This is a genomic window from Streptomyces sp. NPDC021096, from assembly GCF_040641275.1.
Classification (GTDB): domain Bacteria; phylum Actinomycetota; class Actinomycetes; order Streptomycetales; family Streptomycetaceae; genus Streptomyces.
In genome coordinates this window covers 1-13,447 of record NZ_JBFADG010000005.1, presented here as the reverse complement: position 1 = coordinate 13,447, position 13,447 = coordinate 1, and the positions used below count along the sequence as shown (strand labels likewise).

Genomic DNA, 13,447 nt, shown 5'->3' with positions numbered 1-13,447 from the left:
AAGGTGGTGCCGAAGATGAACACGACAGCCTTCGTGTTCCCCGGTCAGGGCTCGCAACGCGTCGGCATGGGCCGCGCACTGGTCGAGCGACGCCCCGAACTCCTCGACTCGTACTACCGGGTCGCCGACGAGATCCTGGGCCTTCCCCTGACCGAGCTGTGTTTCGAGGGGCCGGCCGACGAACTGCGCGCCATGCCCGTGACCCAGCCGGCGGTGTTCCTCACCAGCGTCGTCGCCCACGAGGTCCTCCGGGGCCATGGCGTCGTGCCGGGCTTCGTGGCCGGGCACAGCCTGGGCGAGTTCGCCGCGATGGTCGCGGCCGGCGTCCTCGACTGGACCGACGGCCTGCGTCTGGTCCGGCTGCGCGGCGAGCTGATGGACTCGGTCAACCGCAGCGTCCCGGGATGCCTGGGGGCCGTCGTCGGCCTCGTCCTGGCCGACGTGGAGGACCTCTGCGTCCGGGCCGCCGCCGACACCGGCGAGGTCGTCGAGATCGCCAACCACAACCACCACCGACAGGTGGTGGTGTCGGGCCAGCGCGGGGGAGTGGCCCGCCTGCTCGCCCTCGCCGAACGGGCCGGCGCGGAGCGGGTGCTCACGCTCGACATCGGCGGCCCGGCCCACTGCAGCCTGCTGTCGGGCATCGAGGAGGAGTTCGGGCAGGCGATCGAGGGGACCGCCCTGCGCGACCCCGAACTGCCCGTCCTGTCGGCCGTCACGGCCGCGCCCGTACGCACCGCGCAGGAGGCAGCCACCTGTCTGCGCCGCCAGTTCACCAGCCGGGTGCTGTGGACCGACACGGTCGAGGCCCTGGCGGCGGCCGGCGCCGACCGGTTCGTGGAAGTCGGCCCTGGCAAGGCGCTGAGCGTGCTGTGCGGCCGGCTGTGCCCGGAGGCCGAGGTGCACCGGACCGGTGACGCCGAGCGCCTCGACCGCGCGGTCGAGGCGCTCGGCGCGCGGGAGTGCCGCGGGGCGTGGGCGGGATGAGCGAACTGCCCGTCGCCCTGCTGCTCGCGGGCCAGGGCTTCCAGCACGCCGGCATGGCCGTCGAGCTCTACGAACGGGAGCCGGCCTTCACCGCCGCCGCCGACGAGTTCCTCACCGCCCTGGGCCCCGAGGGCAAGGCCGTCCGCGACGACTGGCTGGCCCGCGTGGACGGCGCATCGGCCGACCGGGGCACCCGGGCACAGCCACTGCTGTTCATGATCGGGTACGGGATCGGCCGCGTGCTGGCCGACCGGGGCGTCCGGCCGGCCGTGATGATCGGCCACAGCGTCGGCGAACTGGCCGCCGCCACCCTGGCCGGGGTGTTCGACCTGCCCGCGGCGGCGCGGATCATCGCGGCGCGCTGTGCCGTACTGGACGATGCTCCGCCGGGCGGCATGCTCGCCGTGGCGGGCGCGCCGGAGCGGGTCCTGGACCGCCTGCGCAGCCGGGGGGTGGGCCAGGACGTGGTGGTGGGCGCGCACAACGGTCCCCTGCAGACGGTGCTCGCCGGGCCGGAACCCGGGCTGTCCGAGGCCGAACGGGCCCTGCGGGACGAGGGCATGGTCGCCCGCCGGGTGCGGGCGCTCGAACCGTGGCACTCGCCGGCGATGGCCCGGGCCGCCCGCGGGTTCGGCGCGGCGATCGCGGCCGAGACGCTGCGCCCGCCGGGGATCCCGATCGTGTCGACCCGCACCGCTCGTGTCGTCACGGCGGAGGAGGGGGTGCGGCCCGAGTTCTGGGCGGGGCAGATGGCGGCGCCGGTGTTGTTCTGGCCCGCCCTCGAGACCCTGCTCGACGGCGGGCGGTACCTCGTGGCCGACGGCGGCCCGGCCGGTGGGCTCGCGACCCTGGCGCGCAGGCACCCGTCGGTGCGCGAAGGGCGCAGCACGGTGGTGACGTTGCTGGCGCCTGCGGGACGGGACGCCGGTACGGCCTGGACGCATGGGCTCGTACGACTGGGCGCGCGCCCCTGACCGGCGGCGCGGCGGCGCACCGGGCCACGCGAACGGCGCGGGGTGGGGCCATGAGCCCGCACCCCGCGCCCGTGACGGTCGGTCAGCTACCGAGGGCGGCGGTGACGTCCGCGTGGTGGTAGTAGACCTTTCCGGAGACCTTGCGGCGCCGCCACTGGTTCTGGCTGGCGAGGCGGTAGACGCTCCCGCTGGAGATGTTCCTGAGCGCTTCGATGTCCGCCACGCTGTACCAGACGCGGCCGGAACCCTCGTGCGCGTGCATGCCCGTGCTGAGCGCGGCCCATTCGTCGGAGGCCCACCAGTGCCCGTCGTCGGCGCTGCACCGGATCTCCGACGGCTTGGGGCGCGCGCCCGGGACGACCTTGACCACGGCGCGGAGCTTGCCGGTGCACCGGGACCGTACGCAGTCGCCGACCGGGACGATGCGCACCTGCCGCGGTTCGCACGCCCGCCGGGCCAGCCGGGTCAGGGTGGTGAACTCCTCGACGGCGTCACCGGCCGCCCAGTGGGCGCAGAGCCAGCGGACGTTCTCGTGGACGAACCGGGCCAGTTGGACGACGTGGCGCTGCGGCGCCCCGATGCCGCGCTCGTCGGCGATGAGGGCCGCCCACGATGCCAGGACGGATGTGATCGACGAACGCACCTCGGCCGCCGCCGCGTTGAACGGCATGTCCTGCCGGCTGTGGGACGTCGATACCCTTTCTTGCGGCGTGCGTGTTCCCCCGAGTGCGATCTCACAGCCGAGATAAAGAGCGGGGAGTTCGCGCAGACAGGAGGAAAGCCGCTCTCTGCAGCTGTCGCACAGCATTTTTCCCGGGGTTTCCCTGAAGCACCCGAGCGAACTCCGTCGAGCATGGTCGAGATTCTTCGATAGGCATTCCATAGCGGCCGTCCATTTCCCCCTGTTCCGGACTGTGCTGCTTACCTTTCCGATCTCCAAGGTATGGCAGAGCATCTCCATGCGGGAGTGTCTCCATCATGAATGCATTGTGGAATCATCCGATTCGATCATGGAAAATTCACACCTGTTCTCATGGTGGCGTCACTTCCGCGGATCCGGGAACCCGGGGTAAACATGACAAAGCCCCTGCCGGGCGGGGGAATTACCACCGCTCCGGCGGGAGCTTTTTATCATGGGGACATTGCAGGAACGTTACAGCCAGCCGGCGTCCACGGCGATGCGGACGGCGTCCACACGGGTGCGCGCGTTGAGTTTGGCGGCCACGGTGGTCAGGTAATTGCGGACGGTGCCGGGGGACAGATGCAGCCGTGCCGCGATGTCGGGCACGTCCTCACCCGCGGCCGCGAGCCGCAGGACCTCCAGCTCGCGTTCGGTGAGCGGGGGCGCGGGCGCCTGCCAGGCGGACACCGCCAGCTCCGCGTCGATCACCCGGTGTCCTGCCGCCAGGTCCCGGATGGCGCTGACGAGCTTCTCCGGTGGCGAATCCTTGAGCAGGAATCCACCGACCTCCATGTTCAGCGCCCGGCGCACCGTGGCGGGGCGCCAGTGATGAGTGAGGATCAGTGCACGCGTCTTTGGAAGCTCGTGATGGAGCTTATCGATTATGGAGAGGTCGTCCTGCCCGGGCATGTCTATGTCGATCACCGCGACATCCGGCCGGTGAAGCCGGGCGGCGGGCAGGACTTCGTTGGTGTCACCTAAGTCCGCGACGACGTCGATGTCGTCTTCCCGCGCCAGTAGTGCGATAAATGCCCCCCGTACCATGAACACGCCTTCGGCGAGCAGAACCCTAATCACTTGCCCTCCAGAGGTGAACGCGAGTGCCGTGCAGTGCGCCCAGGGCGCTGGTGGGGCAAGAGCCTAGCTCTTGGTCGATGTTTTTTACAGCTAATGCTTCCGCGTCAGGTATCCGGGCGGCTCTGCGATCTCCGCGCCCGATCTCCGTGCTCGATATGTTGAATGAGGGATTCAATAAGTGAAGTCCGTCGGGGGAGTCGTAGCGGTCCGGGGCGCTTTGCGTCTCCCGTGCGCCTTTTGAGCAGGGAGGACGTGCGCGCGATGGGGACGGGCGGTGAGGGCTGTGCGGAGAGTGTACGAGAGGGGCAACCGAGGACGCTTGGCTTCCGCTAGCGGTCGGCGCGCAGCACGGAAGGCCCAGGCGCCGAAGACCTGGACCTTCTCGAGCGTGCGTCGCGTCGGGGGGTGCCCAGCGGTGTTCAACTGCAGTGCGGGGGCCGGGCGTCGGCCGGTTGAACACCCCTCACAGGACCGCGCGGTCCTTCAGTGGCTCCCACCAGTGGCGGTGGCGCCGGTACCAGGCGACGGTCTCGGCCAGCCCGGTCGCGAAGTCCTTGCGCGGCCGGTACCCCAACTCCGTCCGGATCTTCGTGCAGTCGACGGAGTAGCGCAGGTCGTGCCCCTTGCGGTCGGCGACGTACTCCACCATGTCCCAGTCCGCGCCGCACTCCGCGAGCAGGTATCCGGTGAGCTCCTTGTTGGTCAGCTCCGTGCCGCCGCCGATGTTGTAGATCTCGCCGGGACGTCCCCCGGTGCGGACCAGTTCGATCCCCCGCACGTGGTCGTCGATGTGCAGCCAGTCCCGGACGTTGCGCCCGTCGCCGTACAGCGGCACCTTCTTCCCGTCGAGCAGGTTGGTCACGAACAGCGGTATGGCCTTCTCCGGGAAGTGGTGGTGCCCGTAATTGTTGGAGCACCGGGTCACGCGTACGTCCAGCCCGTGGGTGCGGTGGTAGCTGAGGGCCAGCAGGTCGCTGGAGGCCTTGGACGCCGAGTAGGGCGAGGTGGGGCGCAGCGGGTGCTCCTCCGGCCAGGATCCCTCGGCGATCGAGCCGTAGACCTCGTCCGTGGAGATGTGCACGAAGGTGCGCGCACCCGCGCGCAGGGCCGCGTCGAGCAGGACCTGGGTGCCCATGACGTTGGTCCGTACGAACGCGGTCGAGCCCCGGATCGAGCGGTCCACGTGGGACTCGGCGGCGAAGTGCACCACGTGGCCGGCCCGGCCCATCAGCGAGTCGACGAGCGGTGCGTCGCAGATGTCGCCCTGGACGAAGGTGAACCGCGGGTGCGAGCGCACCGGATCGAGGTTGGCCGGGTTTCCCGCGTAGGTGAGCTTGTCCAGCACGGTCACCGCGACGTCGCCCGGGCCCTGGGGGCCGAGGAGGGTGCGTACGTAGTGGGAGCCGATGAACCCCGCACCGCCGGTCACCAGCACGTCGGTGACGGTCATGAGGAGATCTGCACCGTGCTGTGGTCGCCGAGGACGAGGCGGTGGGCGTGGGGGACGGCCGGCGCCGGGGTGACCGTGACGTTGCGTCCGATCAGGGACGCCTCGACCCTGCGCACGCCCTTGATCGACGAATCCCGGAGCACGATCGAGAACTCGATCTCGCTGTTCTCGATGCGGCAGTCCTCCGAGACGGAGGTGTAGGCGCCGATGTAGGAGTCGCTGATCACCGTGGAGCGGCCGATGATGGCGGGACCGACGACGCGGGACCTGTGCACCCGCGCGCCCTCCTCGATCAGGACCCGGCCGATGATCTGGCTCTCCTCGTCGACCTCCCCCTCGATCCGCGGTTCCAGCGTCTCCAGCACCGTCCGGTTGACCTCCAGCATGTCCATCACGTTGCCGGTGTCCTTCCAGTAGCCGGAGACCGTCGTGGAGCGCACGGTCCGCCGCGTGTCGATGAGCCATTGGATGGCGTGGGTGATCTCCAGCTCGCCCCGCAGGGACGGTGTGATCGAGCGGACCGCCTCGTGGATGGCGGGCGTGAACAAATACACGCCGACCACCGCGAGGTCGCTCTTGGGGTGGAGTGGTTTCTCCTCCAGGCGCACCACGCTTCCCGACGCGCCCAGTTCGGCCACGCCGAAGACGGTGGGGTCGCTCACCCGGGTCAGCAGGATCTGGGCGTCCGGGCGCTCCAGGCGGAAATTGTCGACGAGCCGGGAGATTCCGCCGACGAGGAAGTTGTCGCCCAGATACATGACGAAGTCGTCGTCCCCGAGGAATTCCCGTGCGATCAGGACGGCGTGGGCCAGTCCGAGCGGCTCCGCCTGGGGAATGTAGGTGACGTCGAGGCCGAACTTCGAGCCGTCGCCGATGGCGTCCCGGATCTCGTCGGCGGTCTCGCCGACGATGATGCCGACGTCCCTGATGCCCGCCCGGGCGATGGCCTCCAGGCCGTAGAAGAGGACGGGCTTGTTGGCCACGGGCACCAGTTGCTTCGCGGTGGTGTGGGTGAGCGGCCGCATCCGCGTGCCCGCGCCCCCCGACAGTACGAGGGCCTTCATGACGCGCCGCCCCGGGTGCGCAGGCCTTCAAGGGTCATGGGTATGTGCGACGACATCAGTATCCCCCAAGCGTCTGTGCACGTTCCTGCAATTAAAGCTAGGCGCTCCGGAGTTGGCTTGTCCAGGGATCCCGGATATTAATTGTCAATTCCTGCGGAGTTCGAATGGGATGGCGCCGCACAAGTGATTTCCACACCATTGCCGCCTGTATTTCTCATGGCTTCCCGGCCGAATCGCGTGGAAGTGCCGGAAGGCATACGAAAGGCGGCCCGGTCGGAGGTCACGGGGGGTTCCTCCGACCGGGCCGCCCGGGGCGCCGGCAAACGCCGGCGCGGGATGGCCGCGCCGCGCACGGTCCGTGCGGGATCAGTGCGGGCTCGGCTCCGGCTCCGCGTGCTCGTACGTCGCGGTGGCGGTCTTCGGGGAGATGAACAGCGTGGCCGCGAGCGCCAGCACCAGCAGCCCGGCGCAGACGTAGCTGGAGATCTCGAGGCCGGTGGTCATCGCCTCGCGCGCGGCGTCCGCCGCCGCGGCGGTCTTCGGGTCGGCCGACAGCGCCGGGATCACCGATCCGGCGCTCTCCGTCACCGCCCCGCTGAGCCGCTCGGCGTCCTGGCCCGAGAGCCCGTTGTCGGTGAGACGGTCGGTCAGGTCGGAGGTGAGCGTGCTGAAGAACAGCGTGGCGAGGGCGGCGATGCCCAGCGCGGAGCCGAGCTGGCGCGCCGAGCTCTGGATGCCCGAGCCCTGTCCGGCGCTCCGCGGCGGCACGTCGGCGAGCACGATGTTGGTGACCTGCGCGGTGGCGAACCCGACGCCGATGCCGTAGACGAACAGCGCCAGCGCGATCAGCCACCAGGCGCTGTCGGTGGCCGCGATCAGCCCCAGGATCACCAGACCGGCGGCCTCCAGGAACAGACCGATCCGCACCTGCTGCAGCGCCGGGACCGAAGCGGTCATCGAGAAGCTCGCACCGCTGGCGCAGAAACTGCCCCCGGCCAGGGCGACGAGCGCGAGCCCGGCCTGGAACGCGGAGTAGTCCAGGGCGAACTGCAGCCACAGCGGCAGCACCGCGATGATGCCGAACTCACCGAGGCCGACGGCGAGCGTCACGACGTTGCCGTTGCGGAACGAGGGGATGGAGAACAGCCGCACGTCCATCAGCGGCTCGCCGTCCTTGCGGCCGAGCGCCGCCTGCCGGCGCCAGAAGGCGAACAGGGCCACGGCCGAGGCGAGGAGTGCGACGAGGACGGGGGAGGGGTTGCCGCTCCAGGAGAATCCGCCGATCTCCATCGGCTCGATGGTCTCCAGCCAGCCGTAGGTGCGTCCTTCGATCAGTGCGAACGCCAGCAGGCCCAGTCCGACGGCCGACAGCACGCTGCCGAGGACGTCGATGCGCCCCCGGCCGGCGGGCGAGGCGGACAGATAGACCAGGACGCCCGCGGCGACCACGATCACGAGCGGGATGTTGATGCCGAAGGCCCAGCGCCAGGAGAAGTCCGCGAGCCAGCCGCCCAGCAGCGGGCCGACCGCCGCGGCGGCGCCGATCGTCGATCCCCAGATGGCGAACGCCTGCCCACGGGCCTTGCCGCTGAACGTCATGTTCACCAGGGCCAGCGACGTCGGCAGGATCATGGCCCCGCCGATGCCCTGGACGAACCGGGCCAGGATCAGCAGGCCGCCGTTGGGCGCGACCGCGGCCATCAGGCTCGTCACGCCGAACACGGCGAGGCCGATGAGGAAGATCTTGCGGGCGCCGTACAGGTCGGAGAGGCGTCCGGTGAGCAGGAGCAGCGCGGCGAAGGCGATCGCGTACGACTCCTGGATCCACTGGGCCTCGACCGAGTCGATCTCGAGGTCCTCGATGACGGGGGCGAGGATCACGTTGACGATGGTGACGTCCACGACAATCAGTGCCACACCCAGCGATACGGCGATAAGGCCTAACCACTGACGCTTGGCAGGGGATTCTGCAGTGCCGTTCAAGGTGCCTCCACTCTGATGTATCTTCGCCATGAAGATATTTTGGGGCAGGGTAGGTTGTCAAATGGAGTGGCAGAGCACGCCCTCTGCGCAGATGGAGAAGTGGAGCATGTCGATGGGGAAACCGGAGTCCGGCAGCATTGAGGTCCAGCGCGACCGCCTCATGGAGGGGCTGCGAGCATTCGGCGCCAACTACACGGAGTTCACCCAGCGGTTCGCGACCTGGCTGGGGCTGCACTCCACCGACGCCGCGGCCCTGGCGGAGATCCTGTACGCCGAGGACAAGGGGGTGCCCCTGTCGCCGGCCCGGCTGAGCGAGCGCATCTCCCTGTCGTCCGGAGCGACGACCGCCCTGCTCAACCGCCTCGAACTGGCCGGCCACATCGTCCGCACCCGCGAGCACACCGACCGCAGGATCGTGACCCTGCGCAGCAGCCCCCACGTCAAGCCGCGCGCCGAGGAGTTCTTCGGCCCGTTCGCCCAGCGCATGGCCACGGAGATGTCGCAGTACACCCCGGAGCAGCTGCGGCAGTTCGAGGACTTCATCGGCCACCTCCGCGAGACCATGGATTCGCTGCTCGCCCACGAGTATCAGGAGCACCGCCCGAGCGCACGCCCCTCACGCGGCAGCAGCTGACCCGCCGACGCCTCGCGTCCATACGTCCCCTCCCGCGCCCTTCACCGGCGCGGGGGGAGAGCGGGATGCGGACCGTGACCGAGGCGCCCCAGGAGGAGTTGGGGCTGGACGAGCCGGTTCTCACCGAACCGCACGTGAGCCGCACACCCGAGAGGTCCGCATGCCTCCTGTCGCAGTCCACTTCAACGGCGGGGTCAACCTGCCGGACTCCGCCACCGTCCTCAGAGCCCTCGCCGAACGGGTCCCCCAAGGCTTACGGCGCCTGCCCGACGGCGAGACCGGCGGCCGGGCCCAGTGGATCGGCTACCAATACCCCCGCCTCCTGGCGACCCCGGGCCTGCAGCAGGCCGACGGCCCCTGCGACGCCGACTCCGACTCCGGCGACTCCTATACGGGCGGCCCCTCGGTGCGCCTCGCCGACGGCGTCGACCCCAGTGCGATCCAGTGGCCCGACCTCGGCTACGCGGCCGAGTACGAGAAGTCCTACGCGACCTTCGCGGCGCTGCGCGACGAGGGCGTGATCCCCGCCGGCGTCCGCATGCAGGCCGAGTACCCCACCCCCACGGCGGTCGGCACGCTCTTCCACCCCCGCGACAAGGACCGCATCGGCCCCTCCTACGCACGTGCGCTGCTCGCCGACCTGGACCGGCTCCTGGCCCGCGTGCCGCACCACGACGTGGCCGTGCAGTGGGACGCGGCGGTGGAGACCGTCATGGCCGACCAGGATCCCGCCCTCCTGGAGCCGATGGCGTCGCGCCTCGCGGCGCTCATGGACCACCTTCCGGCGGATGTGCCGGTCGGACTGCACCTGTGCTACGGCGACTTCGAGCACCGGCACATGATCGAGCCCAAGTCCCTGGCCACCCAGGTCGCGCTCACCAACGCGGTGACCGCGCACGCCGCCCGGCCACCGGCCTGGATCTCCTTCACCGTGCCCCAGGACCGCGACGACGAGGCGTACTTCTCCCCGCTGACCGACCTGGAGAACCACCCCGCGACCGAGCTCTACCTCTCGATCGTCCCCTACCACCCCGACCGCCAGCGAGAGGGCACGATCGACGCACAGGTCGCCCTCATCGACCGGTACCTGCCCGAGGGCGGCCGGCCGTGGGGCATCTGCACCGAGTGCGGCATGGCCCGGGCCGACCGCGAGGACGTACCGCGCCTGATTGAGCTGCACCGCGAGATCCTCGCGAAGTACAGCGCGGGCGAGTAACCCACCACCGACGACGGCCGCCCCGCGCCCCGGGGCGGCCGTCGCCTTGCGTGCGCCCTGCTGGTCGCGACGAACGGCCCGAACTGCCGTGCGGCGGCCCGCCCTTGACAAGGCCACCTGCGGCGAAGAAGATACCTTCCATCTTGGAACGCATGTGCCCAGCTGCCGCGTTCCCTTCGTTTCCTCATCTCCGCCGGTAGGCCTTCCGACGCCTCCACACCGGCTTTCCTCCCCTCGGCCGTGCGACCTGCCGACGTCTCCTGGCTCTGTCTGCTCACGAGCCCGCCGCCGGTCGTCGAGGCCAGGCCCCAAGGAGAAGCATGAAAGTTCTCTTCATCGCCGCGGGCACGAGCCCGGCGGGTGTCTTCGCGCTGGCCCCGCTCGCGACGGCGGTGCGCAACGCCGGACACGAGATCATGGTCGCGGCGTTCGACGAGCTGACCCCCACGATCGCGGCCGTCGGGCTGCCACCGGTGGCCGTGGCCACCGACCACACGACGGAGAGCATCAAAACACTGGACCGGCCGGGCGGGCCGATCGAGTTCCCGTGGTCCACCGAGCAGGAGCTGCCCTATGTCGGCCGGTGGTTCGGCCGTCAGGCGGCGGTCAGCCTCGACGGACTGCTGAAGCTCGCCGAGGTCTGGCGCCCGGACCTCGTGATCGGCGGCACCGACGCCCACGCCGGCCCGCTGCTCGGCGCCCACCTCGGCGTACCGTACGTCCGGCAGGCGTGGGACTGGCTGCACTTCGACGGCGTCGAGAGGTACGTGAACGAGGAACTCGCCCCGGAACTCGCGGCGTTCGACCTCGACCGGCTGCCCGACCCGGACCTGTTCCTCGACATCTGCCCGCCGAGCCTGATCCCGCCGGGCGCACCGCCCGGCAGGCCCATGCGGTGGGTGCCGGGAAACCGGCAGTGCAAGCTGGAGCCCTGGATGTACAGCCCGGGCCCGCGCCCCCGCGTGTGCGTCACGCTCGGCAGCTTCCGCACCGCCATGCCGGAGATGTTCGACTACCTCTGCGCGCTGGTGACGCGGCTGTCCGAGCTCGACGCCGAGATCGTGGTCGCCGCGAACGAACGGGCGGCCGAGAAGCTGCGCGTCCGCTTCCCGGAGGTGCGCAGCGGCTGGGCGCCGATGGAGTACCTCGTCCGCACCTGCGACGCCATCGTGCACTGCGGCGGCCTGACCGCCCTCAACGCCATGGCGGCGGGCACGCCCCAGGTCGTGGTCAACCAGTTCGAGGCGTTCGAGAGATCGCTGCGGCTGCTGGAGCAGCAGGGTTCGAGCGTGGTGCTCCACCGGGGCGACGGATCGCCGGACAACACCTTCGAGGCCTGCCACAAGATCCTCAAGGACGACGGCTACGCGCGGCAGGCCCGGGAACTCGCCCGTGAACTCCACGGGCTGCCCACCCCCAACGACGTCGTCGGCGACCTGGAAGCACTGGCGCGCGGATGACCGCCCGCTGATGCCCGCGCCCCGCCCACGCCACCCGTCCCCACCCCGCGACCGAAAGGGTCCGCCCGTCATGGAGACCTCACTTCCGAAGCCGCCCCCCTCCGTCCGCGTGCTGCAGCTGGCGACGTCGAGCTGGATGGCCGCCGCCGTGAGCGCCGCCGCCGAACTCGGTGTCGCCGACGCGCTGGCGGACGGCGCCCGGCCCGTGGACGAGATCGCCGAGGAGGCCGGCGCGCACGCGCCGACGCTCTACCGGCTGCTGCGCGCCTGCGCCGCCATCGGGCTCTTCGAGGAGCGCGACGGCAAGGTGTTCGCGCTGACCGACGTCGGTGACGCGCTCCGCAGCGACTCGCCGGCCTCGATGCGCAACTTCGCACGGTGGGTCGGCCTCGCCGCCGACCGCAACACCTGGGCCGGCCTCGCGGACAGCGTCCGCACCGGCGAGAGCGCCTTCGAGCGGATCCACGGGCAGGACGTCTGGGACTTCATGCGCGAGCGCGACGACGTCTCGCGCGTGTTCGACGACGCCATGACCGAGGCGTCGCGCCAGCTGATCGCCCCCGTGGTCGGCGCCTACGACTTCGGCGGCCTCGGCACGATCGTGGACGTCGCGGGCGGCCACGGCGCCCTGCTCGCCGCGGTCCTCGCCGCCAACCCCGACGCCCGCGGCCTGCTGTACGACCAGCCCGACGTCGTCACCGGCGCGAAGCGCACGTTCCAGGAGAGCGGCGTCGACGACCGCGTCGACATCGTCGCCGGCGACTTCTTCGACTCCGTGCCGGCCGGCGGCGACGCCTATCTGCTGTCGAACGTCATCCACGACTGGGACGACGAGCGGTCGCTGAGGATCCTGGCCAACTGCCGCGAGGCCCTGACCGGTGACGGCCGGGTGCTGCTCGTCGAGGCGGTCATGCCGGGCCCGGCCGAGCCGTCGGGGACCGTCACGCTGATGGACCTCAACATGCTGGTGCTCTGCGGCGGCCGGCAGCGCACCGAGGCCGAGTTCGCCGACCTCTTCGCCCGCGCCGGGCTCCGGCTGACCCGGATCGTCCCGGCGGGCCTGCACAGCGTCGTCGAAGCAGTCCGGGCCTGATCCCGGATCCGCACCTGATCCAAGCCAAGCGGAGGGACCGGAAGACATGCCATTCATCACGCCGGACAACGGATCGCTCACGGTGTTCAACCTGTTCGACACCGCCACCCGGGAGGACCAGAAGACCCTGCTCGACACGATGCAGGGCATCATCGAGGGGGCGAACTACCCGGGGTGGCGGTCCTCCACCCTGCACGGCGGCCTGGACAAGCCGTGTGCCGCCAACTACATCCAGTGGCGCAGCGTGGACGACCTCCAGGACCGCTACGAGGGCGAGAACTTCAAGCACAACACGGTGCCGTACTTCACCGAGCTGACCACGTCGGTCCATCTGCTCAAGACCGAGGTGGTGGCCACCCACCTCGCGCCCTCGCTGGAGCACATCGAGATATCGCCCGACCGCGACGACTTCACGGTCATCGTCATCATGGGCGTCGAGCCCGCGAACCAGGCGAAGCTCGTCGACCTGTTCGCCAAGCCCGACGAGTGGATGCACGACGTGCCGGGCTTCCGCTCCAACTCCATCCTGCGCGGGCTGGAGGGCGACTTCGTCGTCAACTACGCCCAGTGGGACGACCGCGAGGCCTACCAGGCGTTCCACGACCTGCCGGAAGCGGACCGCCCGGCCGAAACGCGCGCCATGCGCGCCGCCGCCCGGCCGCTGCTGACGTCGCGGTCGTCCAACACCTACGAGGTCGTCTTCTCGCGGTCGGCCGCCGACCAGCCGGCCGGTCGCCAGGGCTGCTTGTCGCTCGGGGCCCAGCCGTCCATGGTCATCACGGCCGGCAGGAAGGCCTTCCACTGCAGGTCGCGCACGTACGTCTTCG

General features: G+C 70.4%; 12 protein-coding genes. 7 read left to right on the top strand and 5 right to left on the bottom strand.

The features are described from left to right. Window positions 1-15: 15 nt before the first annotated feature. Window positions 16-987, top strand: coding sequence for an ACP S-malonyltransferase (fabD, locus tag AB0G59_RS10550; protein ID WP_360910046.1), 972 nt, complete (start codon window positions 16-18; stop codon window positions 985-987). After that, on the top strand, window positions 984-1,961 hold the full coding sequence (locus tag AB0G59_RS10545) for an acyltransferase domain-containing protein (protein ID WP_360910044.1): 978 nt from the start codon (window positions 984-986) through the stop codon (window positions 1,959-1,961). The genes fabD and AB0G59_RS10545 overlap by 4 nt, the downstream gene beginning before the upstream one ends. Window positions 1,962-2,043: 82 nt before the next feature. On the opposite strand, the gene AB0G59_RS10540 is transcribed toward AB0G59_RS10545, so the two are convergent. From AB0G59_RS10540 to AB0G59_RS10520, 5 genes are all read right to left on the bottom strand, one after another. Beyond that, window positions 2,044-2,631: a hypothetical protein gene (locus tag AB0G59_RS10540; RefSeq protein WP_071966931.1), complete on the bottom strand. Its 588-nt coding sequence runs from the start codon at window positions 2,629-2,631 to the stop codon at window positions 2,044-2,046. 483 nt (window positions 2,632-3,114) lie between these two features. Further along, window positions 3,115-3,720, bottom strand: coding sequence for a response regulator transcription factor (locus AB0G59_RS10535; protein ID WP_360910042.1), 606 nt, complete (start codon window positions 3,718-3,720; stop codon window positions 3,115-3,117). Window positions 3,721-4,183: 463 nt separating this feature from the next. Next, on the bottom strand, window positions 4,184-5,170 hold the full coding sequence (gene rfbB, locus AB0G59_RS10530) for a dTDP-glucose 4,6-dehydratase (RefSeq protein WP_360910040.1): 987 nt from the start codon (window positions 5,168-5,170) through the stop codon (window positions 4,184-4,186). Then, window positions 5,167-6,234, bottom strand: a complete 1,068-nt coding sequence (locus tag AB0G59_RS10525; RefSeq protein ID WP_360910038.1) for a glucose-1-phosphate thymidylyltransferase — start codon at window positions 6,232-6,234, stop codon at window positions 5,167-5,169. The genes rfbB and AB0G59_RS10525 overlap by 4 nt, the downstream gene beginning before the upstream one ends. Before the next feature lie 366 nt (window positions 6,235-6,600). Further along, entirely contained in the window at window positions 6,601-8,247 is a 1,647-nt protein-coding gene (locus AB0G59_RS10520; RefSeq protein ID WP_360910036.1) for a DHA2 family efflux MFS transporter permease subunit, read from the bottom strand. A gap of 76 nt (window positions 8,248-8,323) precedes the next feature. Between AB0G59_RS10520 and AB0G59_RS10515 the strand changes: the two genes are divergently transcribed. The 5 genes from AB0G59_RS10515 to AB0G59_RS10495 form a co-directional block, all read left to right on the top strand. After that, window positions 8,324-8,851 (top strand): MarR family transcriptional regulator, encoded by a 528-nt coding sequence (locus tag AB0G59_RS10515; protein WP_360910477.1) that lies wholly within the window; start codon window positions 8,324-8,326, stop codon window positions 8,849-8,851. A 160-nt stretch (window positions 8,852-9,011) separates the two neighbouring features. Continuing rightward, window positions 9,012-10,067, top strand: a complete 1,056-nt coding sequence (locus tag AB0G59_RS10510; RefSeq protein ID WP_360910034.1) for a hypothetical protein — start codon at window positions 9,012-9,014, stop codon at window positions 10,065-10,067. Window positions 10,068-10,387: 320 nt separating this feature from the next. Then, window positions 10,388-11,527: a nucleotide disphospho-sugar-binding domain-containing protein gene (locus AB0G59_RS10505; RefSeq protein ID WP_360910032.1), complete on the top strand. Its 1,140-nt coding sequence runs from the start codon at window positions 10,388-10,390 to the stop codon at window positions 11,525-11,527. A 70-nt stretch (window positions 11,528-11,597) separates the two neighbouring features. Next, window positions 11,598-12,620: a methyltransferase gene (locus AB0G59_RS10500; RefSeq protein WP_360910030.1), complete on the top strand. Its 1,023-nt coding sequence runs from the start codon at window positions 11,598-11,600 to the stop codon at window positions 12,618-12,620. Between the two features lie 46 nt (window positions 12,621-12,666). Continuing rightward, on the top strand, window positions 12,667-13,447 hold a 781-nt coding region (locus AB0G59_RS10495; RefSeq protein WP_360910028.1), incomplete at its 3' end, for an antibiotic biosynthesis monooxygenase family protein.

Excerpts from the sequence above, each read along its gene's own strand:
- AB0G59_RS10510 (WP_360910034.1), top strand. The coding sequence starts at position 9,012 with ATGCCTCCTGTCGCAGTCCACTTCAACGGCGGGGTCAACCTGCCGGAC.
- AB0G59_RS10520 (WP_360910036.1), bottom strand. The coding sequence starts at position 8,247 with ATGGCGAAGATACATCAGAGTGGAGGCACCTTGAACGGCACTGCAGAA.
- AB0G59_RS10545 (WP_360910044.1), top strand. The coding sequence starts at position 984 with ATGAGCGAACTGCCCGTCGCCCTGCTGCTCGCGGGCCAGGGCTTCCAG.
- AB0G59_RS10500 (WP_360910030.1), top strand. The coding sequence starts at position 11,598 with ATGGAGACCTCACTTCCGAAGCCGCCCCCCTCCGTCCGCGTGCTGCAG.
- AB0G59_RS10540 (WP_071966931.1), bottom strand. The coding sequence starts at position 2,631 with ATGCCGTTCAACGCGGCGGCGGCCGAGGTGCGTTCGTCGATCACATCC.
- AB0G59_RS10525 (WP_360910038.1), bottom strand. The coding sequence starts at position 6,234 with ATGAAGGCCCTCGTACTGTCGGGGGGCGCGGGCACGCGGATGCGGCCG.
- fabD (WP_360910046.1), top strand. The coding sequence starts at position 16 with ATGAACACGACAGCCTTCGTGTTCCCCGGTCAGGGCTCGCAACGCGTC.
- AB0G59_RS10505 (WP_360910032.1), top strand. The coding sequence starts at position 10,388 with ATGAAAGTTCTCTTCATCGCCGCGGGCACGAGCCCGGCGGGTGTCTTC.
- rfbB (WP_360910040.1), bottom strand. The coding sequence starts at position 5,170 with ATGACCGTCACCGACGTGCTGGTGACCGGCGGTGCGGGGTTCATCGGC.
- AB0G59_RS10515 (WP_360910477.1), top strand. The coding sequence starts at position 8,324 with ATGTCGATGGGGAAACCGGAGTCCGGCAGCATTGAGGTCCAGCGCGAC.